15 protein-coding genes and 1 riboswitch are annotated in these 20,430 nt (G+C 44.5%); of the genes, 10 read left to right on the top strand and 5 right to left on the bottom strand.

Annotated features, from left to right (window positions below; translation table 11 throughout):
- The first annotated feature begins 205 nt into the window (after nucleotides 1–205).
- The 4 genes from ACJJII_RS18880 to ACJJII_RS18865 all read left to right on the top strand — a co-directional run bounded on the left by ACJJII_RS18880 (nucleotide 206) and on the right by ACJJII_RS18865 (nucleotide 6,457).
- Complete coding sequence (locus ACJJII_RS18880) at nucleotides 206–598, top strand: hypothetical protein (protein ID WP_444917321.1); 393 nt, start codon at nucleotides 206–208, stop codon at nucleotides 596–598.
- 84 nt (nucleotides 599–682) lie between these two features.
- On the top strand, nucleotides 683–2,047 hold the full coding sequence (locus ACJJII_RS18875; protein ID WP_444917320.1) for a TolC family protein: 1,365 nt from the start codon (nucleotides 683–685) through the stop codon (nucleotides 2,045–2,047).
- 8 nt (nucleotides 2,048–2,055) lie between these two features.
- Nucleotides 2,056–3,297, top strand: coding sequence for an efflux RND transporter periplasmic adaptor subunit (locus tag ACJJII_RS18870; protein WP_444917319.1), 1,242 nt, complete (start codon nucleotides 2,056–2,058; stop codon nucleotides 3,295–3,297).
- Nucleotides 3,298–3,310: 13 nt separating this feature from the next.
- Nucleotides 3,311–6,457, top strand: coding sequence for an efflux RND transporter permease subunit (locus tag ACJJII_RS18865; RefSeq protein ID WP_444917318.1), 3,147 nt, complete (start codon nucleotides 3,311–3,313; stop codon nucleotides 6,455–6,457).
- Nucleotides 6,458–6,746: 289 nt separating this feature from the next.
- Here ACJJII_RS18865 and ACJJII_RS18860 read toward each other — a convergent pair whose 3' ends face one another.
- Together ACJJII_RS18860 and ACJJII_RS18855 are read right to left on the bottom strand one after the other, a co-directional pair.
- Nucleotides 6,747–8,021 carry a hypothetical protein gene (locus ACJJII_RS18860; protein WP_444917317.1) on the bottom strand — a complete coding sequence of 425 codons (1,275 nt, stop codon included), beginning with the start codon at nucleotides 8,019–8,021 and terminating at the stop codon, nucleotides 6,747–6,749.
- 546 nt (nucleotides 8,022–8,567) lie between these two features.
- Nucleotides 8,568–9,854: a hypothetical protein gene (locus tag ACJJII_RS18855; RefSeq protein ID WP_444917316.1), complete on the bottom strand. Its 1,287-nt coding sequence runs from the start codon at nucleotides 9,852–9,854 to the stop codon at nucleotides 8,568–8,570.
- 447 nt (nucleotides 9,855–10,301) lie between these two features.
- Here ACJJII_RS18855 and ACJJII_RS18850 point away from each other — a divergent pair, with 447 nt between their 5' ends.
- The 3 genes from ACJJII_RS18850 (at nucleotide 10,302) to ACJJII_RS18840 (ending at nucleotide 13,368) form a co-directional block, all read left to right on the top strand.
- Nucleotides 10,302–11,237 carry an SPFH domain-containing protein gene (locus tag ACJJII_RS18850; RefSeq protein WP_444917315.1) on the top strand — a complete coding sequence of 312 codons (936 nt, stop codon included), beginning with the start codon at nucleotides 10,302–10,304 and terminating at the stop codon, nucleotides 11,235–11,237.
- A gap of 918 nt (nucleotides 11,238–12,155) precedes the next feature.
- On the top strand, nucleotides 12,156–12,908 hold the full coding sequence (locus tag ACJJII_RS18845; RefSeq protein ID WP_444917314.1) for a class I SAM-dependent methyltransferase: 753 nt from the start codon (nucleotides 12,156–12,158) through the stop codon (nucleotides 12,906–12,908).
- Nucleotides 12,909–13,014: 106 nt separating this feature from the next.
- Entirely contained in the window at nucleotides 13,015–13,368 is a 354-nt protein-coding gene (locus ACJJII_RS18840; protein WP_444917313.1) for a DUF1428 domain-containing protein, read from the top strand.
- Nucleotides 13,369–13,585: 217 nt separating this feature from the next.
- Here ACJJII_RS18840 and ACJJII_RS18835 read toward each other — a convergent pair whose 3' ends face one another.
- Nucleotides 13,586–13,954, bottom strand: coding sequence for a hypothetical protein (locus ACJJII_RS18835; protein ID WP_444913958.1), 369 nt, complete (start codon nucleotides 13,952–13,954; stop codon nucleotides 13,586–13,588).
- A 562-nt stretch (nucleotides 13,955–14,516) separates the two neighbouring features.
- Here ACJJII_RS18835 and ACJJII_RS18830 point away from each other — a divergent pair.
- Both ACJJII_RS18830 and ACJJII_RS18825 read left to right on the top strand, forming a co-directional pair.
- A complete protein-coding gene (locus ACJJII_RS18830) occupies nucleotides 14,517–15,143 on the top strand; it encodes a LysE family translocator (RefSeq protein WP_444917312.1) in 627 nt (208 codons plus the stop codon).
- A 188-nt stretch (nucleotides 15,144–15,331) separates the two neighbouring features.
- A complete protein-coding gene (locus ACJJII_RS18825) occupies nucleotides 15,332–15,973 on the top strand; it encodes an SMI1/KNR4 family protein (RefSeq protein WP_444917311.1) in 642 nt (213 codons plus the stop codon).
- A 185-nt stretch (nucleotides 15,974–16,158) separates the two neighbouring features.
- Here the strand turns inward: ACJJII_RS18825 and ACJJII_RS18820 are convergent, their stop codons facing one another.
- On the bottom strand, nucleotides 16,159–17,370 hold the full coding sequence (locus ACJJII_RS18820) for a M56 family metallopeptidase (RefSeq protein WP_444917310.1): 1,212 nt from the start codon (nucleotides 17,368–17,370) through the stop codon (nucleotides 16,159–16,161).
- Nucleotides 17,363–17,734 (bottom strand): BlaI/MecI/CopY family transcriptional regulator, encoded by a 372-nt coding sequence (locus tag ACJJII_RS18815; RefSeq protein ID WP_444917309.1) that lies wholly within the window; start codon nucleotides 17,732–17,734, stop codon nucleotides 17,363–17,365. Before ACJJII_RS18815 ends, ACJJII_RS18820 begins: the two co-directional genes overlap by 8 nt.
- 552 nt (nucleotides 17,735–18,286) lie before the next feature.
- A riboswitch (cobalamin riboswitch) is annotated at nucleotides 18,287–18,434 on the top strand.
- Nucleotides 18,435–18,537: 103 nt separating this feature from the next.
- Between ACJJII_RS18815 and ACJJII_RS18810 the strand changes: the two genes are divergently transcribed.
- Complete coding sequence (locus tag ACJJII_RS18810; protein ID WP_444917308.1) at nucleotides 18,538–20,394, top strand: TonB-dependent receptor plug domain-containing protein; 1,857 nt, start codon at nucleotides 18,538–18,540, stop codon at nucleotides 20,392–20,394.
- Nucleotides 20,395–20,430: the final 36 nt, after the last annotated feature.

The raw sequence follows: 20,430 nt of genomic DNA, 5'->3' as shown, positions 1-20,430 counted from the left end.
TACATAGCCATAGTTGTGGCATCTGAATCAGTGTAGAGGAGAACTTTCGCGCCTGCTGTTGCGTAAAAACGAGTATTGAAACGAGACTGGCTATCCAGAATTGCTGGTCAATAAGCTGTTGTTTTACAAAACTTTTGCCGTATTCAATTGAGGCTCTGGGTTATGTTTGCTAGAGTCGGTCCATTATTGATACTAGCCTGCTCCTATGAATGTGGTTCGTCTGTCATTTTTACTGATTGCGCTGCTGATTTTCCAGACAGCTGGCGCCTTCTATGACAGTCATGATGAGCTAGAAGATATCACCATCCACTTCTCTTCAAATCATATTGATCAACTCCCGGGAGTAGCTCCTACTGACGAGCCTGATGGGGGTTCCGTCACTTTCTCGCTGCCTTCCTCCGGTGATGGGCAATCTACACCAACGTTGGATTTCTGTAATCACTGTTGCCATTGTCACGGAATTAATGCAACCGGGCTTTTGGGGCAGTCTTATCAACCTCTTCTTCGGGGCACTATCAGTTACAGTGACACAATCAGTGCAGCTGCGCCCTCAGGTTATTTTTCTCCACTTTTACGCCCACCTATAACCCAAGTCTGATTAGTTAAATACTGCGTGTGCCGCTATAGAAGTATGTAGCTTTTGCTCGCACACGATGATCGAGTTGTGACTTGGGAGAATTCCATGGATTTTTTTTCCACGCTCTCGCTGAGCGTGATTGGTCGTGCATCCTTTAGATTTTTGTTGACGACCGCTCTACTTATATCTGCGCAAGCTACCTCTGCGCAGAAGGGAGAAGTATTGACGTTGCCAGAGGCAATACAGAAAACTCTGGCACAAAATCCCCAGATTGCAGTTTTTCCACTCCAGCAATGGGCATTGGATGGTGCTGAGTTCACAGCCGGCCTACGTCCTGCATGGGATTTTGGTTTCGAAGCTGAGTATGCGGTATACGGAGATGATGGTTCATCAAGCTCAAGCTCCCCCGGCCGGCCCGGTCCGCCAAGTGACGACGATGATGATGATGACAAGGAACTTGAGCTGACTGCTTCTTTGTCATCAGTTATTGAGTTGGGGGGCAAACGCCAGGCTCGAATTGATGTTGTCAATGCTCAGCGGGATCTCTTAATTGCCGATGAGCAAGCGACAGCACTGGATGTCTTGGCCGAGGTGGTTCGTGGTTATGCGCAAGTACTCGCCGCCGCAGAATTATTGATTCTGGAAAAAGAGAAGGTCTCGCTGGCGCAAGAAGCGTTGGACGCTGTAATTACAAGGGTCAATGCTGCTGCGTCCCCCATAGCTGAACGTATGCGGGCTGAGTCTGCACTGGCGAATGCCATTTTGGCCGCCGAGGCACAGGAGCGAATGCTGAGCTACTACAAGTACGCACTATCCGCGCTGTGGGGGCAACCTACTCAGGACTTTGCAGTTGACTCCAGCGTGCTCTTCCGATTTGAGCCAAATGCCAGCTTTGATGTTCTGTACGAGCGGGCTCAGGAAAACCCTTCTATTGCCCGTTTTGCCTCTGAAGAGCGCTTGCGCGCATCTCACCTGCATCTGACACAAGCGAAATCGACCCCCGATATTGGTTGGTATGCAGGCTATCGGAACGACAAAGAAGATGATGAGAATGCTGTCGTTGTTGGCTTTAACGTGCCGCTTTTTACCGGGCGGCGTAATCGGGGTAAAGAGATTTCTGCAATGGCTGAGCTGGAACAGGTTCAGTTGGATAGAGAAGCGGCATTGCTAAAGCTCTATCCCCAGCTTTTCTTGGCGGTAACGAGCCGTGAACAAGCGCTGGCCATTGTTGACGAAATGCAAAATACCGTTATTCCCACATTGCGCAAGGCGCTTTCTGAGGTTGACCGGGCCTATCGCCGGGGGCGCTATTCCTATGTTGAGTTGATCTCTGCCCGCGAGGAATTGCTCGATGCTGAGCGCTCGAGAATTGTGGCGGCACGTTCTGTTCATGTGTATGGAGCGGAAATTGAGAGATTAACTGCCCGGCCATTAGGTGTCGTGGCTGTTGAAAGCAGTAGAAGAAATTGAGTTTAAAAATGAGCAGATTAAATAGAACTTTAAAGCTAGCGATGCTGTTCCTATTCCTTTTGGTACCTTTAGGGTGGGTGGCAAATTTTAGTTATGCCAGTGGCTCCCACGGTGGAGATCATCATCAAGAAGAAAGTAAAGGGCCACATGGGGGCCGCCTCTTAGAGCAGGGGGATCTCGTGGTTGAGCTGGCTCTGGTAGAGCGGAGTGGTGGCGCTGAGTTTCGCGCATGGGTTCAGGAAGACGGAAAAGCGCTAGACAATGCAGAATTGACCCTAACTCTGGTTCGACTAGGGGGAGAGTCACAACATATTGCCTTACACCGCGATACAAATATTGATTACTGGCGCAGCCAAGAAAATCTGGCTGAACCTCATTCATTCGACATTGAACTCTCTTTGACTCACAAGCGAGGCCGTGCCAAATGGCAGTTTGAATCATATGAAGGAAGAGTAAAAATAGATGAAAATACAGCGGAAAAGGCCGGTATTAAAACTGCTATAGCTGCCCCTGGTGTCATTCAAGAGCGCATTACCCTTTACGGTAAAACTACTATTGATCATCGCAGTCTCAGTCATGTTCGTGCTCGTTATCCTGGCACAGTTGTCACGATTGAGAAAGCGCTGGGGGATTCAATACAGAAAGGAGAAAAGCTGGCAACAATTGAGTCCAATGACAGCTTGCAAACTTATTCCTTGATAGCGCCTATCAGCGGCCAGATTATCGATAAGCAGGCCAGTCGAGGGGAGTTTAGCGGTGACCGGGTACTGTTTACGATTGCGAACTACAAGCAAATATGGGCAGAGCTTCAAGTATTCCCCACTCGCCGGGGACAAATTGCTCGCGGGCAAAAAGTTTCTATTACCGCCGATGGGCTCTCATTTGATTCGACAATTGTCAGCTTGGCACCGGGGGGCAATGGCACGCCTTTCGCAATAGCCCGCGCAATGATTGAGAATCCAGAGGACATTTGGACAACAGACCTGATGGTTCAAGGAGATGTGGTTACCCATGAGAGTCCCGCACCTTTAGTGGTGGAAAATCAAGCGCTACAACCCTTCCGCGATTGGACCGTTGTGTTTGTAAAAGTAGGGGATGCTTATGAGATTCGCCCACTGGAACTTGGGCGGACCGATGGCAGGGTTACAGAAGTATTAAGTGGACTCAATCCTGGAGACCGCTACGTCACTGAAAACAGTTACTTAATCAAGGCGGATATAGAGAAATCCGGCGCTGCTCACCACCATTAATTGAGGCCAGAAGATGATTGAAAGCATCCTGCGCTTCTCTATTGAGCGGCGTTATTTCGTATTGTCCCTAATTTTTATTCTGGTGGGGCTCGGGGTTTGGAGTTACCAGAAACTCCCTATTGATGCGGTCCCCGATATCACCAATGTTCAGGTGCAGATTAATACTGAAGCACCTGGTTACTCGCCTTTAGAAGCTGAACAGAGAATCACCTATCCGGTAGAGGCGGCACTTGCCGGACTTCCCAACTTGGAGTACACCCGTTCGATTTCGCGCTACGGGCTATCCCAAGTGACCGTGGTTTTCAAAGAGGGGACAGATCTTTATTTTGCGCGAAACTTGATAAACAGTCGTCTGGGTACCATCGAGAGCAATCTGCCCCCGGGGTTGGAGCCAGAAATGGGGCCCATTGCCACCGGGCTCGGTGAGATCTTTATGTATACCGTGGAGGCTCTGCCCGGAGCAACCCAGCCCAATGGCCAGCCCTACGACGCCACTGCACTGCGGGAGATTCAGGATTGGATTATTAAACCGCAATTGTCTCTCGTTCCGGGGGTTACGGAACTAAATACTATCGGTGGCTATAACAAGCAGTATCACGTAACACCGGACTCCCGCCAGATGCTTAACTTCGGCGTATCGATGGAGGATATTGCTGAGGCTTTGCGTCGCAACAACGAAAGTCGAGGTGCTGGCTATCTGGAAAATAATGGACGCCAACTGTTAGTGCGTTCACCGGGACAACTACAGAATATCGGAGAAATTGAAGACGTAGTAATTACCAGCCGATCCGGGGTGCCGGTTAAAATTTCTGATGTTGCAGAAGTGGCTATTGGTAAAGAGCTGCGTACCGGTGCTGCTACGCGAGATGGTGAAGAAACCGTATTGGGCACCGCTATGATGCTGGTGGGGGAAAACTCCCGCGAGGTGGCGCGCAATGTGGCGGAAGCTTTGGAGCAAGTAAAATCCACTGTACCTGAAGGTGTAAAGGTGGAAGCGGTTTACGATCGCACGACGCTCGTGGACAAAGCCATCGCTACCGTGCAGAAAAACCTTATTGAAGGTGCGTTGCTGGTAGTCGTCGTGCTGTTCTTGCTGCTTGGAAATATTCGGGCTGCCTTTATTACAGCTGCTGTAATCCCGCTGTCCATGCTCGCCACTATATTTGGTATGGTGCAAACCGGTGTTTCTGCCAACCTGATGAGTCTCGGTGCGCTCGATTTCGGTCTGATTGTCGATGGGGCTGTAATTATCGTAGAAAATGCGATTCGCAGGCTCGCCGAAGCCCAACAGCGCAAGGGCGGTAAGTTACCTCTGCAAGAGCGACTGGAGCTGGTATTCCAGGCCACCAATGAAGTGATTCGCCCGAGCCTTTTTGGAGTGTTGATTATCACGGTGGTGTATATTCCTTTGTTCACACTGACTGGTGTCGAAGGAAAGATGTTTCACCCTATGGCCGCTACTGTGGTTATGGCGTTATTGGCTGCATTGGTTCTTTCTCTCACCGTAGTACCTGCAGCAGTTGCTGTTTTTCTCACCGGGAAAGTCAGTGAAAAAGAAAATAAGGTGATTGTTGCTACTAAGTCACTGTACAAGCCGCTTTTAATTGCCGCAATGAAAGTGCGTTGGCTGGTACTATCAGGGGCTCTTGCTTTAGTACTGTTTTGTAGTTGGCTAGCAACTACTCTCGGTTCTGAGTTTATCCCCCAGCTTAATGAGGGCGATATTGCACTACACGCTTTACGTATTCCGGGGACTGGCCTCGAGCAGTCGGTGGAAATGCAGCGTCTACTGGAGCAGCGCATTAAGGAGTTCCCCCAGGTAGACAAGGTATTTGCAAAAATTGGTACTCCAGAGGTGGCTACAGATCCAATGCCTCCGAATGTGGCTGATAACTTTGTGATCCTGAAACCCAGAAATCAATGGCCCGATCCAAAACTGCCTCAAGAGCAATTAGTGGCAGAAATCGAAGCAGCCGTTCGAGAGCTTCCAGGTAATAATTACGAATTTACCCAGCCAATCCAGATGCGTTTCAACGAGTTGATTTCTGGTGTGCGTGCAGATCTGGGCATCAAAGTATTTGGTGATGACCTGGACCAGCTGGTTGCATCGTCTAATCAAATCCTGGGTGTGTTAAATGGGATTGAGGGTGTAGCCGATGCTCGAGTAGAGCAGGTTGAAGGTCTGCCAGTTCTCTCTGTAGTCCCCAAGCGTATAGCGCTTGCCCGCTATGGTATCGACCTGAAAACCCTACAGGACTTGGTATCAACCGCAATTGGTGGGGAATCTACAGGGCTGATTTATGAGGGTGACCGCCGCTTCCAATTGGTAGTAAGGCTGCCGGAAGGGCTGCGCCGGGACTATGAAAACCTTGGTGACTTACCTGTACCTTTACCCGCTGGTAGCCCGCTAGGTAATTATGTGCCCTTGTCTGAAGTAGCCAATCTTGAAATGACACCGGCTCCCAATCAGGTCAGTCGTGAAAATGGCAAGCGCCGTGTAGTGGTAACCGCGAATGTACGCGATCGCGATTTAGGATCTTTTGTAGAGGAGGCAAAAGCCCGAATCCAACAACAGGTGTCTTTGCCTGCCGGTTACTGGTTGGTATATGGAGGTACATTTGAACAACTGGAATCTGCAAGTACGCGTCTTTCTATCGTTGTCCCGCTGACGCTTTTGGTAATCCTCGGTCTTCTAGTAATGGCTTTCGGCTCATTCAAAGATGCCTTGATCATTTTTACAGGAGTTCCCTTAGCGCTAACTGGCGGGGTGCTAGCTCTATGGCTGCGCGGTATGCCTCTATCGATTTCTGCAGGGGTTGGGTTTATTGCCCTTTCTGGTGTTGCGGTTTTAAACGGCCTGGTAATGCTGTCATTTATTCGTCAGCTGCGGCAACAGGGCGGTGAGCTTTTGGTTTCGATTATTGACGGAGCAATGATTCGTCTTCGTCCTGTGCTGATGACCGCTCTGGTCGCCAGCTTGGGGTTCGTGCCTATGGCATTGAATGTGGGTACCGGCGCAGAGGTACAAAGGCCCCTGGCCACGGTTGTGATTGGGGGGATTATTTCTTCCACACTTCTAACTCTGTTTGTACTTCCGTTACTTTATCGGATTGTGCATGGCAGGGGAGGAGACGAGATGGCGAAAAAATTTATAAAGTAGATGTTTCTGCCTGCTTCACCTCATAAAAGAGGTGAAGTAGGTGGAGAACCAATGAGGCAAGATTCAGTTAATTTATTGACTCCTAGTGACGCTCTGAACAAAAGGTATGTGTGCAGGTCATTCGGCTTCCTAATAAACTCCCCTATGAGCCTGTAAGATAATCTTAGTGTTTAATATACAGACTGCGTATGGTTTAAATGCATTGCTTTTATGGCACTGTGTTTTTTGGGAGTGGTACATGCTGAAAGTGATTCGATAGCTTGAGATGCCTAGTTTATGTGCAGCTGATTCATATCAAATTCTTTAGAGTGTTGATATATTTTTCAGCAAAATTTAAAGCGTTATTTCTTTTTGTCAGTGGCTCACAGTATGAAAAGACAAAAACGGAACTTTTTTCTGTTGAATAAGTGCTCAATGATATTGGATGGGCGCCGTGAGTTTGGAGTGAGGTACCTATGATAGGTTCAAAAAAATTCATGTGCACACCCAGGGATTCCAGGTTGCCCAAGTTGGATACGCATAATCCTTCAAGAAAGTAGGGATTGTTGGTTTCGTATTTTTCAACCCACTCAATAATATTCCCTAAATCATAGTTCTTGTGAAAGTTAAACTTACAATATTCGCCGGACACAGCCTGCCGATCAAGTTCAATCTGTAAGTGCTTTGCCAGCTCCCAGGTGTTCTCGATATCGATATCTGGTGTAACCTCAAGAGTGGTAACTGCAGAAAAGGTACCAATAACGCTTAACTCGATTCCGGTGCCGCATAGGTCGCGGACATCCATGGGTAATAAGATTTTGATCCATTCTCTGTGATTTGGCAGTATGTTTGATGCCTGGATGGCAATAGCACAAAAAAGCGCACTAGGTCTTACTTTGTGTTTTCTGCCAATAGTTGCAACGTGAGAGAGTTCCTCCATAGGAAATTTGCGATATAAAATATGGCCCTCCCGTTCAGTAACAAAAGCGGCTTCTTCTACTGGCCATTTAAATAAATTTTCTTTAATTCCAGATGTTTGCTGGTTGGAGAAATGCTTGCTTGAATCAAAGTAGGTCTCAACAGGGTCGTATAACGGCTGTCTATCTAACCTGAATCTTCCTTGATCCAAAAAATACAAATCTAAAATGTAGAATATGATCCCGGCAGACCGGCCGTCCAATGCAGCATGATTGCTGACCATAGATATGTAGTCGACTTTACCTAGTGTATTTAGATAGAAGGAAAGAGTATATGTGCATGCTTCAACGTTGAGTCCTGTTTTACCTCTGCTAGTATATTCGTATTCAATATTAATGGGTTTTGAAAGCTCCCTTATCTCTAAAGGGATATCCTCAAAGGGTACGTCGCAATACCAGCGCAGTTGCTCACCTGACTCAACACGAGCCTGTAGAAGGGGGTAAATTTTATGGATTAAAGAAAAGGCAGTTTTAAGTTGCTCAACACTCAGTGGAATTAGAACTTTATAAAAGGAAACCAGCAAGGTTCCCCCGCAAGTTCTCCTGGCTAGCTCGGTAAATAATGCTTCTTCAGGCCCCAGCACCCTGGAGAACTCTCGGCTGGACATAGGTGCTCTTTCCAAGAACAGATTGACTTAATGTCAAACTTAATAAAATAGAAGTTAAGATGCAAAAATATTGATACCTAAATATTGCTTGCTTATCTATATATACATGTTCGGAATACACAAGTGTTGGCTAAGATTTGTCGTGGCTTGATCTAATGTTGACTGGTTTGAAGTGCATTACTTGAGTGGGGGTATGGGGCAATAGCTCCTTTGGAATACATGTATGCCTTTCAATAAAGCTAGTAACGTCGCCTCCTTTGGGTAGGTTACATTAAAAAAACAAGTACTGAATTTTATATGGTTTGTTGGCTTAAGGTTGATGTTTGGTGAAATCTGTGAGGTGTATATGATATGACAGGCTGTACTTGGTTGGCGTTGCCAATATTTCCTTGCATTGATTTTTGGTGGTCACTTGCAGTGATCAATTGATTTTTTGTTGGAGAATCGTACATAAGGTGAAATTGTTTTGGGGTAGCCCCGGCTGATTAGGGAGTAGTGGGCGCCTTTGCTTTACTTTTGCTTTTGTTCGTTTTTTCAAGTCAAGGGTTAGTTCTCAGGTTCTAAAAGCCTCTTGATAGTGTTGATGAATTTTTCTGCAAAATTCAAAACGCTATCTCGTTTTGTGAGTGGATCACAGTACGAAAATATAAATACAGAATTACGTACCGTTGAATAGGTTAGTAGTGAGACAGGGTGAGCCCCATGTGTTTGAAATGGAATTGCCGTGATGATTTCAAAGTACTTCATTGCCGTGCCAAGCGCTTTCATGCTGCCTACATTAGATATACACATTCCTTCAGAAAAGACAGATTTCTTTTCCTCATAATCCTGAGCCCATTCAATAATATCCTCGAGTTTATATTCCTTGGGGAACATGAACTTAAACGGTTCTCCTTCTTCCGCCTGTTTATCAAGCTCAATCTGTAAGTGGCGCGCTAGCTGCCAAGTATCTTCTATATCTATGTTGGGCATGATTTCAAGAGTGGTTGCTGATGAAAAAGCACCTACTGCACTTAATCCAATTTCAGTGCCGCAGAGTTCACGAACATCCATGGGTAGTAAAATTTTTATCCAATCTTTATGGTTGGGTAATATTTTGGATGCTTGAATCGCAATGGCGCAAAACAGGGCGCTTGGCCTTACCTTGTGACTTTTCCCTATTTTTACCAGTTGTGAAATTTCTGCAATCGGAAATTGCCGATATATAGCATGACCTTCACGTTCTGATACAAAAGCAGGTTCCTCTACGGGCCAATTAAAAAGTTCATCTTTTTGAGAAGATGGTTTTTCATGGGCAAAGTATTTAGAGGAGCTAAAGTAGCTTTCGACAGCTTCGTAAAGTGGTTGTCCGCCCAGCCTGAATGTTCCTTCATCTTTAAAGAATATGTCCAAAATACAGAATAAAGTCATCACTGATCGGCCATCCAAAGCTGCGTGGCTGCTGACTAGTGAGATCCATTCAACTTCGTCATGGGAATTAATATAGAAAGAAAGTGTATATGTGCATTTTTCAACATCAAGGCCCGTCTTCCCCCGGCGATTGAATTCAGCCTCGAAATCAAGAGGCCCCTTCAATTTTCGAACCTCAATTGGAATTGACTCGAATGGTACGTCGCACCGCCATCGAAGCATGTTGCCGGGCTCAACTCTTGCCTGTAAAAGTGGGTAGATTTTATGTGCCGATGCGAAACCACTTATCAATTTTTCAACGCTAAGAGTAGTGAGTACTTTGATAAAGGAGATTACTAATGTCCCCCCGCAAGTTCGCCTTGCCAACTCGGTGAACATAGCCTCCTCTGCACCTAATACTCTGGAGAGCTCTGTAGCCGGCACAAAGTACCTCCTTTTTTAAGCCCATCCATATCATGTAAAGTAACTTGAATAGGCTTGAATCGCAAAAAACAGTTGCTTAAAGATAAATGGCTGTAGATTTGATTTTGGATACTTTGTTGCAGAAGAATAGTTAAGTGATGGTAAGTTGTACTAACAATAGTTTTATTGGTGCGGATTTTAATTTAAGGGTTTTTCCAGGAAAATTTTTGTTTATTGGTCTGTAACGGGTTTAGTGAAGTTCTTTACATTTGCTTTTACCCTACTGGGGGAAAGTGGACTTACAGTTGGGTTTAGGACAGTAGTTTTGTGGCCAGCATGTTGTAGTTGATGTAAGCTGTGGGTGAGTGCTCTTAGTGGGGGGGATATTTGCTCATACACTGGTTGCCCCTTGCTGAGTAAGATAATTTACACATCTTATATAATTTATTCTGACTGGGCTTTTAAAATATGCCGGAACAACTCTTTACACTTTTACCTTTTTGGCCTGTGATACTTGGAGCTGTAGTACTTTTTTTGCTGGCTAAATCCATCGTGATAGTGGAGCCAAAGCAGTACCACTTCGTGCTATTTCTTGGTAAGTACTGGAAAACTGCCACCCCTGGTTTCAACTTGATTATTCCCTACCTTTCCTGGGTAGACAAAAAAGCCTCAACGGCTCTACACGAAACCCCTGTTGAGTTGAGTCTAAAGACCAGTAATCATGTCACATTTGGCTTGATTCTAAAGGTTCAGCATCAGGTGTCGTCGGATGTGCAGCTTGCATACAAAGCTCTCTATGATCTAGAGAATTACCAGGCACAGCTGAAGTCGTTTGCAACAGATGCAGCTATTCCTGTTGCCAATGGCATTGAGCTGGAAGACGTTTATAACAAAAAAGAACATATAGCTGACAAGGCTAAGGAGCGCCTTCGCCAATTTTTCCACGACTTTGGTGTAGAGATTGTCGATGTATTATCAGATGAGCCGCGGCTTCCCAAGTCGGTAGAAGTTCAGGCTAACAAAGTTATGGAAATGCAGCGGGAGAAGCAGGCCGCTACCTACGAGGCTGAGGCGATCCGGGAGCGCGAAGTGGGTAAGGCTAAAGCTGATGGCGAGTCCGTAAAGATTCGTATGGAGAAAATGGGGGAGGCACGACGGGTATATGCACAAAGTGCAGCCGAGGCTATTAAGGTTCTCACCAGCGCTGGTACCAGTGCAGACGAAGCGTTGCGCTTTATGACTGCCATTGCAGATAATGATGCGCTGGTAACCGCTGCACGTCACGGTAGTACTGTGGTAATGGCTACCAGCCAGGCGCAGCAAGTACCTGTCGCTTTGCCGTTACCTGATAAGTCGGCTGCGGTAGCAAAACAACGGCCGCTGAGAGAGTCCGAGCCTGTCTAGTAAGGTCATCCGAGGGGTAAGCCTATGGGCTTATCCTTTGGTAGCTTCGGGGTATCTTGATAGTACTTTACTCCGATAGTTGATGTCGTACTGCTCAGCGCTACAGTACTTGATATTCTAAGTGGTACAACTACAACATTTTTCATGCTCCTGGCGCTGCTTATATTGCTTTATCAGTTGTCCTTGGTCGTAATTTGAGTCAATGGGCCGATATGATCTTTGCTAGGCATTTTACCGGCGAGTCCAAGCCGGCTAGTCCCGACTATGGTTGGCCCAAGTTAAGGTATGAATTGATTGTATTTATAAAAACACTGTTAGCCTGCGTAATCACCCTAGCTCTCATTCGAGCAATGACATGAATGATCGGTAATCTAGATAAATCATTTGCACTTTATATGTGGGATGATATTTTCAAAGCACTCTTATTTTTTTGGCTTATTTTTGGCCCTGGATGGAGGACTATGTTTCGCCTGTTTAGAAGGCCGTTGAAGCAAAGCTCTTAGAGTATTTTGTGCTATTGCTGTTTCGAAGTTCTATTATGACTCCTAGTGTGTATTTGGTCTGCATAGCTAGTGGCGGAAAATCATACGTGATATCGAAGCTGTCAAGTTTTTACCTGGAAGATGATGCTCGTATTATGTCTCGGAAGGGCAAGGTATCGCTATTTTGTAGTTTGTTGGTATTGGGCAGGAGTATTGATGTCCACTATCGCGCCAGTATTGGTCTCACATGAATTGTTGCATCTCAAGAAGTTATTGGTAGGGTAATGCTTGGAGGAGGTCCCAGCTGCTAATAAATAAGAATAATATGGTTTTTTTGATTTTGACTTAAGAGCTAGGGTAAGAGGTGCAGCTATAGTAGCTCATATATATTATCTTGCCGCGGCTGCTTAAAGAACCTTATTTGTCGGGGGCAGAAATGCACCATCACAAATTATTCAGTGACAAGAGTGAGCTTTATAAGACTGCTAGGCCAACCTATCCTCCAGAGCTTTATAAGTGTCTCTCAAGCTTGGCCCCATCAAATAAACTTGCCTGGGATTGTGCTTGCGGTAGTGGTCAGGCAGCGATAGGATTGGCGAAACTATTTAGTAGTGTGTACGCAACTGATATTAGCGCCGAGCAAATAAAAGCGGCTAAAGCTCACCCTAATATTCACTATCAAGTAGGACTTGCTGAGCAGTGTGACCTGGCAAATGAGAGTTGTGATTTGGTTTGTGTAGCCCAGGCGTTGCATTGGTTTGACTATGATGATTTTTGGCCCGAAGTTCTAAGGGTTTTGAAGCCAAAAGGTATTTTTTCAGCTTGGGGCTATAACTGGCCAGTCTTAGTTGGAGAACTGGCTCAAATATTCAATGAACTTATTTTGGGTCCAATAGAAACGTACTGGGCTCCACAAAACAAATTGCTCTGGAATCATTTTAAGGTTATAGACTTTCCTTTTAGTTCTATACAGGTTTCGAAGCCAGCTATGGAAGCAGTCTGGGACCTGAATGAGTTTTTTAATTTTATACATACTTTTTCGGCCGTGCGGAGATGTATAGATGGCATGGGTGGTGAATTTATGGAGCGGGCCTACCGTAAGGCTAAGGAGATTTGGAAAATACCTCAAGAGAAAAGAGTGATAGCATTTGATTTTGTGCTCTATGTAGGGTGTAAGAAAGGTTGGTGATAGAGGGATATCGCTATCACTAGATCAGGGCAGTAGAAGTGCTTTGCAAGTCTGTATTTAATTTCAATAGTAACTTATCAAATTAGAAAATGTCGGGGAGTTAAAAATGTCTTATGCAGATGGATTTGTAGCAGCTGTACCCTCAAATAACAAAGAAGAATATATTAAGCATGCAAAAATTGCTGCAGAGGTATTTAAAGAGCAGGGGGCTCTAAAGGTTGTTGAAACTTGGGGTGATGATGTTCCAGAAGGCGAATTAACCTCTTTTCCTTTGGCCGTAAAGTGTGCTAGCAATGAAACTGTAGTGTTCTCCTGGGTCCTCTGGCCTTCTAAAGAGGTTCGAGACTCTGGATGGCAGGCGGTTATGGATGATCCGAGGATGAACCCAGATCAAAACCCCATGCCATTTGATGGTAAGAGATTAATCTATGGTGGCTTTAATATTATTCTTGATAAATAAAGTTTATCTATAGTTTGATTGTGTGTCGATAAGGACTGTTTGTTGAATTTTGACCCTATATAAGTACGGAGTCAGATTATATTGAGGATGCTTTTAAGGCTAGGTGGTCATGTCGGGGAAAAGTAGTATTGGTTAGTAATGTGTACTTTCTTTCTTCTGCAACTATAAAAAAGGGCATAGTTCAAGTATGCCCTTTTTGTTAATTTTAAATTATCACTTAGCTTCCATCTTCAAATGAGGCGATAGCAGATGCTGTGTCCCATGAACCATCTTGATAAAGTATTGTTGCCTTAGCGGTATATGCCCTAAATGCACGAATCGTAAAAGAACAATACCTGTCAGAAGTGGTTCCACAACTATGAGCATCATCTGACCAAATTACGGAACTAATTACTTTGCTTGTATCTTCTTCTATTCTAAATGCCGCAGTTGCTGTATTCGCACCCCATACTAATGCGAAACAAACATTTGGTCTGTATGTATCAAACTTAATGGTGTCGACATAGCACTCCATTGTTGCAGCTGTTGTGTGAGAGCTGATAAAAAAGAGGGCTGCTATGATTCCTGTGCCCAGTAATCTTTTCATAAATGTTCCCTATAAATGATTTCTTAATTTTTGTGAGGGTATTCCAAATTACTTACCACGATTGAATGGTATACGCATAATTTTTCAATATACAAGTATTTTGTTTGATGGTTTTTCTTGTTATGTGATGGCGTTTATATATTTAAGGGCTTGTAGAGTACTGCTGGTAAATATTTTGTTATTCAGGTTGTACGTAGGTTCCAATTTGTGGCTGGTTGTTAGGTTTGTAGATATTTTCTGCCAATTTCTTATGGTTGCATTGGTAAATACCGGCCGTATAAAGAATAATGCGCCGCCAGACGAAAAATGGCTGATAAAATTTGAAGGGTATGTAAAGAGAGCTTTTAGTGGCCGGGTAAGGATAATTGAGTGATCTCTATTGTTTCCTATAAAGTTAGTGCTCTTTATCTTTTCAGTTTTGGAGGTGGGGTATTTAGACTGGTTTATAATAGCTAGCTCCTTCGGTCTTTCTTGGTTGCTTATATAGCATATGGTAGGTAAGGTTAGTCCTGTCAGTGATTTCCATTTCCTTGAGATAGTAATAGTTGCTAGGGTGAGTTAAATGGCGTTTGAAAATTGGTTGGCCTTTTGCGCAATCGCACTCTTGGCAACTGCTACCCCTGGCCCAGCGGCACTACTGGTCTCTATCAATACTCTATCGAATGGTGTTAGAGGAGGTGTGTTCACGGCATTGGGCAATATATCTGGCTTGTTTGTTATGTCCGGGCTTTCAGTTATTGGGTTGAGTGTACTTGTCCTTAACTCTTCTTTGGCGTTTACTGTGGTAAAGGTGGTTGGGGCTGGATATCTGATTTATATGGGAGTTAAGCTTTGGAAAAATGGAATAGGAAGAGTGGATTCTTCTGAGGTAACTTGTAATGCTAGGCGAGGTGCATTGAGTTTGTATATTCAAGGGGGCTTAATTGCCTTAACGAACCCTAAAGCGATAATATTTACAACCGCGCTTTTCCCACAATTTATTTCATTGTCCGACCCACTATTACCTCAGTTTTCCTTACTGGTCTTCACTTTTATGGCATTATCTTTTAGCTGTTTATTTTGTTATACCTTATTAGCTTTCGGTACCAAGAAATGGTCAAGGAGTATGGCTTCAAGTCGATTTCTCGGTCGGATATTTGGTTCCACTTTTGTTGGTGCTGGTTGTATTTTAGTTGGCACATCAAAATAGGAAGATGTATGTAAGAATATACAAAAATCTATTTTGGGTGCTTCTGTAAAATATACAGTGTTCCTCATGCTGTCAGAAGCGAGGTGGTAAGTAGGTAGCAGCTAGATGAGTAGGGTAAGCCGCACCCTTTGCTTAATATGTACCCCCCCCAAAAAAAATACAGCAAGTAGTTTCGCGAGTTACGTAGTATGGATATTAAAGATTATATTGAGTTGATCCATAGTTTTTCAAAGACAGATTTTGAACTTCAGGGAGGTGGAAACTCTATCTGTTTTCGGTTGCAAAAGGAAAGGGATTTTGTTTTTCCGAAAGAGTTTCAAGAGTATATAGTTCACTATGCGCCTGCCCACAGCCAATATCTTGATGGCGTGGGCAATCCAATTGATCTTTATAGTGCCAGGCGCTTGTCATGGGTGATGAATGGATATAACTACAACCCGGTTGATAATCAGCCAATACCCGGTTGGGATAAAACTTGGTTTTTATTCGCCGATGAGGGTGCAGATCCAATCATTGTAGACTTGGCCGAAAGCAACCGAAATTCAAATGTATATCGTGCCATGCATGGGGCTAGGGGGTGGGATTTTAGGCCTATCGCCGATTCAATAGGGCAATTTCTACTATGCGCTTCAGCTCTACATCATGCGCTCTCCGGAATAGTTGACAAAGATGTACTTGTTGATGATGGATGTGGGTTTAATCTTCATGAAAGAAGTGCATTTTGGTGTTTCCATTCTTTCGTCAATATGCGGATAAATATTACACAGATTGGCTTGCAGTATTTGATAATAGTTAGAGAGGTAAATGCTCCGCTTTGGTACTACAGTTAATGATTTATAGCGTCAAATTTTGTAAAACATTTTGTCTAAAGCTGATGGCTTCTCATTCATGGAATGTGACCACGACATGAGTAGGTATGGTTAGTGTTTCAGACAGGGAAAGTACGCCTGACTCGCGAGTGAATATACTCAGGGGTACTATTTATTAATCTGATTGCTAAAAATAGTTGCCTGGTTTATCCGAGTTCTGAACTAACGCAGGTTTGAGGTGAATCGTGAAAATCAATATTTGAAAATTCTTGAATTATAGCGTAATGATTGTCGCGTTGCTCCATTTTGAATCCATAACACCTTAATAAAATGTTTGCCGCATGGTAGGGCCTTACGGAATCAATTTTGATTGTAACTTTTTGATTTGATAGTTGTTCAATGCCGACAACGTCTTGTTGGGCGAAGTTGAAAATCATTCTAGTCATTTCGCTTAGCGGGATCTCCTCAAAGTTAAGTTGCATGGTTTCCTTTGGCCAAGATGAGTCATCAGCTACTACATGTGGTGTTTGGGTTAGGCCAATAAACCCTATAGTAAGAACAAAGAGGCCACCTAATGTTGTTTTTACTGTTGAGTTGTGGTGTTTTTCAAGCATGATAAATCTCTCTTTTTGGTTTAATAGAAATGCCATAGTGGCGGGGAGGATGTTCACGTATAAACGTTTTGTTAATGCGCGACCATATTCTAAGCGTTCAATGTTATTGCTATTTTTTAGGGTTCGATGATCACATGCCAGTTCCTGGTCTTCTCGGATTATTGGTGCGATTATATGAGTTAGTGGATTGAACCAAAATACAGCACGGACGATTTCATAGATCAATTGAATCCATAAATCCTTGCATTCTATGTGGGAGAGTTCATGGGCAAGAATATAGCGTTGCTGAATTTTATTATATCGTGAATAGAAATCATCCGGTAAGTATACTGCAGGCTTTAATAGGCCTGTAACAAATGGAGCGGAAGGTATGTGTGTTTTATATATGGTGTGGGCTTTCAGTGCTAATGGTTCATGAATTTTGATGATCTCTTCTACCGGAATAGATTGTCGATTTTTGATTAAATGATTTTTAAGTGCGTATATAGAAAAAAGTCTATAGATCACCCAGGCAGAGAATCCGATCAACCAGACCCAGATTAAATAAAAGTCGGGAGTAAGTACCGTAACATTTGGATTAGGAAATATCTTTATAGAAATGTTATCAGCCGAAAAGGCCTGGTACTCAATAAGTGCAATGCCGACTTCTGGTTTTTGCCACATAAAGCACCTAGCCAAAGGAATTAGCCAGAGTAGGAATGCTATCTGTGCACCCAAATAACGCCGGACCAAACCTTTTATCAGTAGAACTAAACCAATTAGTAAAGTGATTTCAACTGATGTTTGATATAACCACTCAATCATTTTTCTTCTTCAGCTTGTCTAAAACTTCTTCAATTTCTTTTAACTCTTGAGTTGATATCTTTTTATGCTGGGCGAAGTGTGCAAGCAGGGGAGCCATTTTGCCATTGAAAAAACGTGACAGGAGTCCGTTAGTTTCCTCATCAACAACTTCATCCCTCGAAATAGCGGGAGAGTAAAAATAGCGTTTGCCATCTTTGCTTCTCTCAAGAGTTCCCTTGGTTACCAGCCTGCTCAGCATCGTTTTTATAGTATTTGGATGCCAGTCAGAAGTTTCTTGTACCCGCTCAATAATCTGCCCCACTGTTAGGGGGTGATCCCTCCAAAGCACTTCTAGGATTACTTGCTCTGAAGCTGAAATAACCATGTCGATGACCTTTTAACTACGTTGTTAGCCTCAAAGACTACAGGTGTAGTTTTGTGTGGTCAAGTATAACTTGGTTTGTGGTGACACTAAGGCTTTGCGCTTTGTGCTCTTGGAGTGAGTGATAATGAATATTTATTAAACTAATAGGTTTGGTTCAATGGTGGGATAGGCTGACGTGATTTTTATATTTTTGTAGGAAAGGGACTGATAGGTACGAGTTTGAGTGCTGAATAATGGCTATTTTACGATCATGCTTGAAAGTATTTGCTTAGGCAGCGGATAAAATTTTTTATCACCCTGAGTAATAATCGTGCTTGGAACGAAAAACCTCTCACATTTCTGTCTGTATCCTCCTTGCTCCGTGGGTAAATTGTTATTGAGTGTTATCTCAAAAAAACTTGCTGATGGTTAAATAACCCGAATAAGGCGATGTATCTAAAATAGGAGGAACTGACCTCCGCGAGTGGCTCCAGAGCCAGGTGTCTGATGACTTATGACGCGAAAGGTAGTCTTTTTTGGCTTCTGTTGACTTTCCGGTACCTTTCCACTAGTTTCGCGACCACGATTAGAGGTGCCTTCTGCCCTGAATTGGCTGAGAAGGTTAAACGGGAAGTCCGGAAATCCGGCGCTGCCCCCGCAACGGTGATCCACCTGTATTCTGAGTGGTAAGCCCGATACCGGCCTCTTTTCTAAACACGATGGAGCGGAGGGCTACCATCTTGCAATACGATCTTTCGCGCTTCGGCGTGCCGCATTGCTATTCCTCCCTCGATCCCATGTGCTTTTGTCTTAGGGGTTGAAACTTGAAAAAATCTATATTGAGCCTGGCTATACTGTCAGCCGTGAGCGCGCCGTCTTTTGCTGAATCCACTGTTAGCGAATCTTCAATTCCAGACCTGGAAACCGTGGTTGTTGTGAGCTCCCGTCAGGGCGAGCCGCTGCGCCAGGTAGCTACTTCAGTAACTGTATTGGATGAAGAGCAGCTAAAAGAGCGGGGATTGGTGTCCCTTGCCGATGTTTTGCGCAGTGTGCCTTCCGTGTCTGTTACCAATACAGGGGGTATGGGCAAGACAACCTCCTTAAGGGTACGTGGAGAGTCCGGTTTCAGAACCTTGGTCCAGATAGATGGTATCGACATTTCTGACCCAACCGGCCTTCAGGCCGGTGCTCATATTGAACATATTATGAGCAGTAATTTACAGCGTGTGGAACTGCTGCGTGGCCCGCAGGGAATGCTCTACGGGGCCGATGCCGGTGGAGTGCTGGATATCTCAACTCGTCGCGAAGATCAAGGACAGCGCTTTGAGCTGTCTGCTGAGGGAGGTAGCTTCGATACTGAACGCTACAATGCCAGCGCTAGCGGAGCCAATGAAACATTGGATTATTTTGTTTCTGCAGCAGTGGCAGAAACCGATGGTTTTAATACTAGTAGTTATGACACCGAACTGAAAGATGACGACGGTTATGATAATGAAACCTTGCATGGCCGTGTAGGCTGGAATATCTCTGAGCAGTGGCGACTTGAGGCCGTAGCGCGGGATACCGATGCCTCAGGTGAATATGATCGCTGCGGTTGGTTTCTTCTTCATGACGATTGCAACTTTGATTTTAGTCAGGAAAGTGCTCGCGTTAGCTTGGCTCACAAAGGTGAGTACAGCCAACAGGAATTAGCCTATACACGATCTGAATTGCAGCGTACCTATATCGATGAAGGTGTGACTTCCTATGAAGCAGAAGGTGATATCGAAAAGTTAAACCTAATGGGCTCCCACGGGTTTAGCCGCGAACATGGGGTAGTCTACGGGGTAGAGCATCGTGAAGATACTGCGGGAGATCTGGATCGGGATCAGTGGGCAATTTATTCCGAATATCAGGGAAGCTATGCTGATAAGGCTTATATCACCCTTGGCCTTCGTCATGACAACAACTCCGATTTTGGCGGTTACAATAGCTTCCGCGCCAGTTCAGCCTATTTGTTCGAAGGTGTTGCCAACGGTACCGTAAAGATAAAAAGTAGTTATGGGACTGGCTTCCGTGCCCCAAGCCTGTATGAAGTTAACCATAACGCGACTGCATTTGATTGGTTAACTTTTACCCCATTAGAGTTGCCGTCCCTTAAGCCGGAAGAGAGTCAGGGTCTGGATCTTGGTGTCGAGTACTTCAATGAAGATGCACTGTATCTCGAATTTGTGCTGTTTGACCAAGTTATTGAAAATGAAATTGGCTGGAATGGGGATGCATTTGGTTATTTGCAAAGTAGTGGAACAAGCAAATCTCGTGGAGTCGAATTGGTTGCTGAAACACAGGTAACTGATACCTTGCTGTTATCAGCCAACTACACCTACACCGACGCCGAAGAAGCCGATGATTCTCCCAGAGCCCGCAGTCCCAAGCACTTGGCGAATCTCGGCTTCGCTTATAAGCCTACCAGTGACTTGAGCCTTATTATGAACCTGCGTTCCAGTGCGGATGTGGTAGATAGCGATGGCTCTTCGCTGGATGATTATCAAGTGCTGGATGCCAGTGTCCGTTATCAGCTGAATAACTCAACGACGGTATTTGTTCGCGGTGAAAACCTTACCGACGAAGATTATGTGGAAGTCACTGGCTATAACACTGCAGGCCTCGCCGGTTATGCTGGTGTGGAATTCAGCTTCTAAAGCACTTTCTTTTATAGGTTCTTGAACGAGGTGGCC

The sequence above is a fragment of the Microbulbifer maximicatervae (SeqCode) genome, assembly GCF_052467825.1.
This window is presented reverse-complemented; position numbering and strand designations above follow the sequence as displayed.

Coding starts and splice junctions, on each gene's coding strand:
- ACJJII_RS18880 (WP_444917321.1), top strand. CDS start 206: ATGAATGTGGTTCGTCTGTCATTTTTACTGATTGCGCTGCTGATTTTC.
- ACJJII_RS18875 (WP_444917320.1), top strand. CDS start 683: ATGGATTTTTTTTCCACGCTCTCGCTGAGCGTGATTGGTCGTGCATCC.
- ACJJII_RS18870 (WP_444917319.1), top strand. CDS start 2,056: ATGAGCAGATTAAATAGAACTTTAAAGCTAGCGATGCTGTTCCTATTC.
- ACJJII_RS18865 (WP_444917318.1), top strand. CDS start 3,311: ATGATTGAAAGCATCCTGCGCTTCTCTATTGAGCGGCGTTATTTCGTA.
- ACJJII_RS18860 (WP_444917317.1), bottom strand. CDS start 8,021: ATGTCCAGCCGAGAGTTCTCCAGGGTGCTGGGGCCTGAAGAAGCATTA.
- ACJJII_RS18850 (WP_444917315.1), top strand. CDS start 10,302: ATGCCGGAACAACTCTTTACACTTTTACCTTTTTGGCCTGTGATACTT.
- ACJJII_RS18845 (WP_444917314.1), top strand. CDS start 12,156: ATGCACCATCACAAATTATTCAGTGACAAGAGTGAGCTTTATAAGACT.
- ACJJII_RS18840 (WP_444917313.1), top strand. CDS start 13,015: ATGTCTTATGCAGATGGATTTGTAGCAGCTGTACCCTCAAATAACAAA.
- ACJJII_RS18835 (WP_444913958.1), bottom strand. CDS start 13,954: ATGAAAAGATTACTGGGCACAGGAATCATAGCAGCCCTCTTTTTTATC.
- ACJJII_RS18830 (WP_444917312.1), top strand. CDS start 14,517: ATGGCGTTTGAAAATTGGTTGGCCTTTTGCGCAATCGCACTCTTGGCA.
- ACJJII_RS18825 (WP_444917311.1), top strand. CDS start 15,332: ATGGATATTAAAGATTATATTGAGTTGATCCATAGTTTTTCAAAGACA.
- ACJJII_RS18820 (WP_444917310.1), bottom strand. CDS start 17,370: ATGATTGAGTGGTTATATCAAACATCAGTTGAAATCACTTTACTAATT.
- ACJJII_RS18815 (WP_444917309.1), bottom strand. CDS start 17,734: ATGGTTATTTCAGCTTCAGAGCAAGTAATCCTAGAAGTGCTTTGGAGG.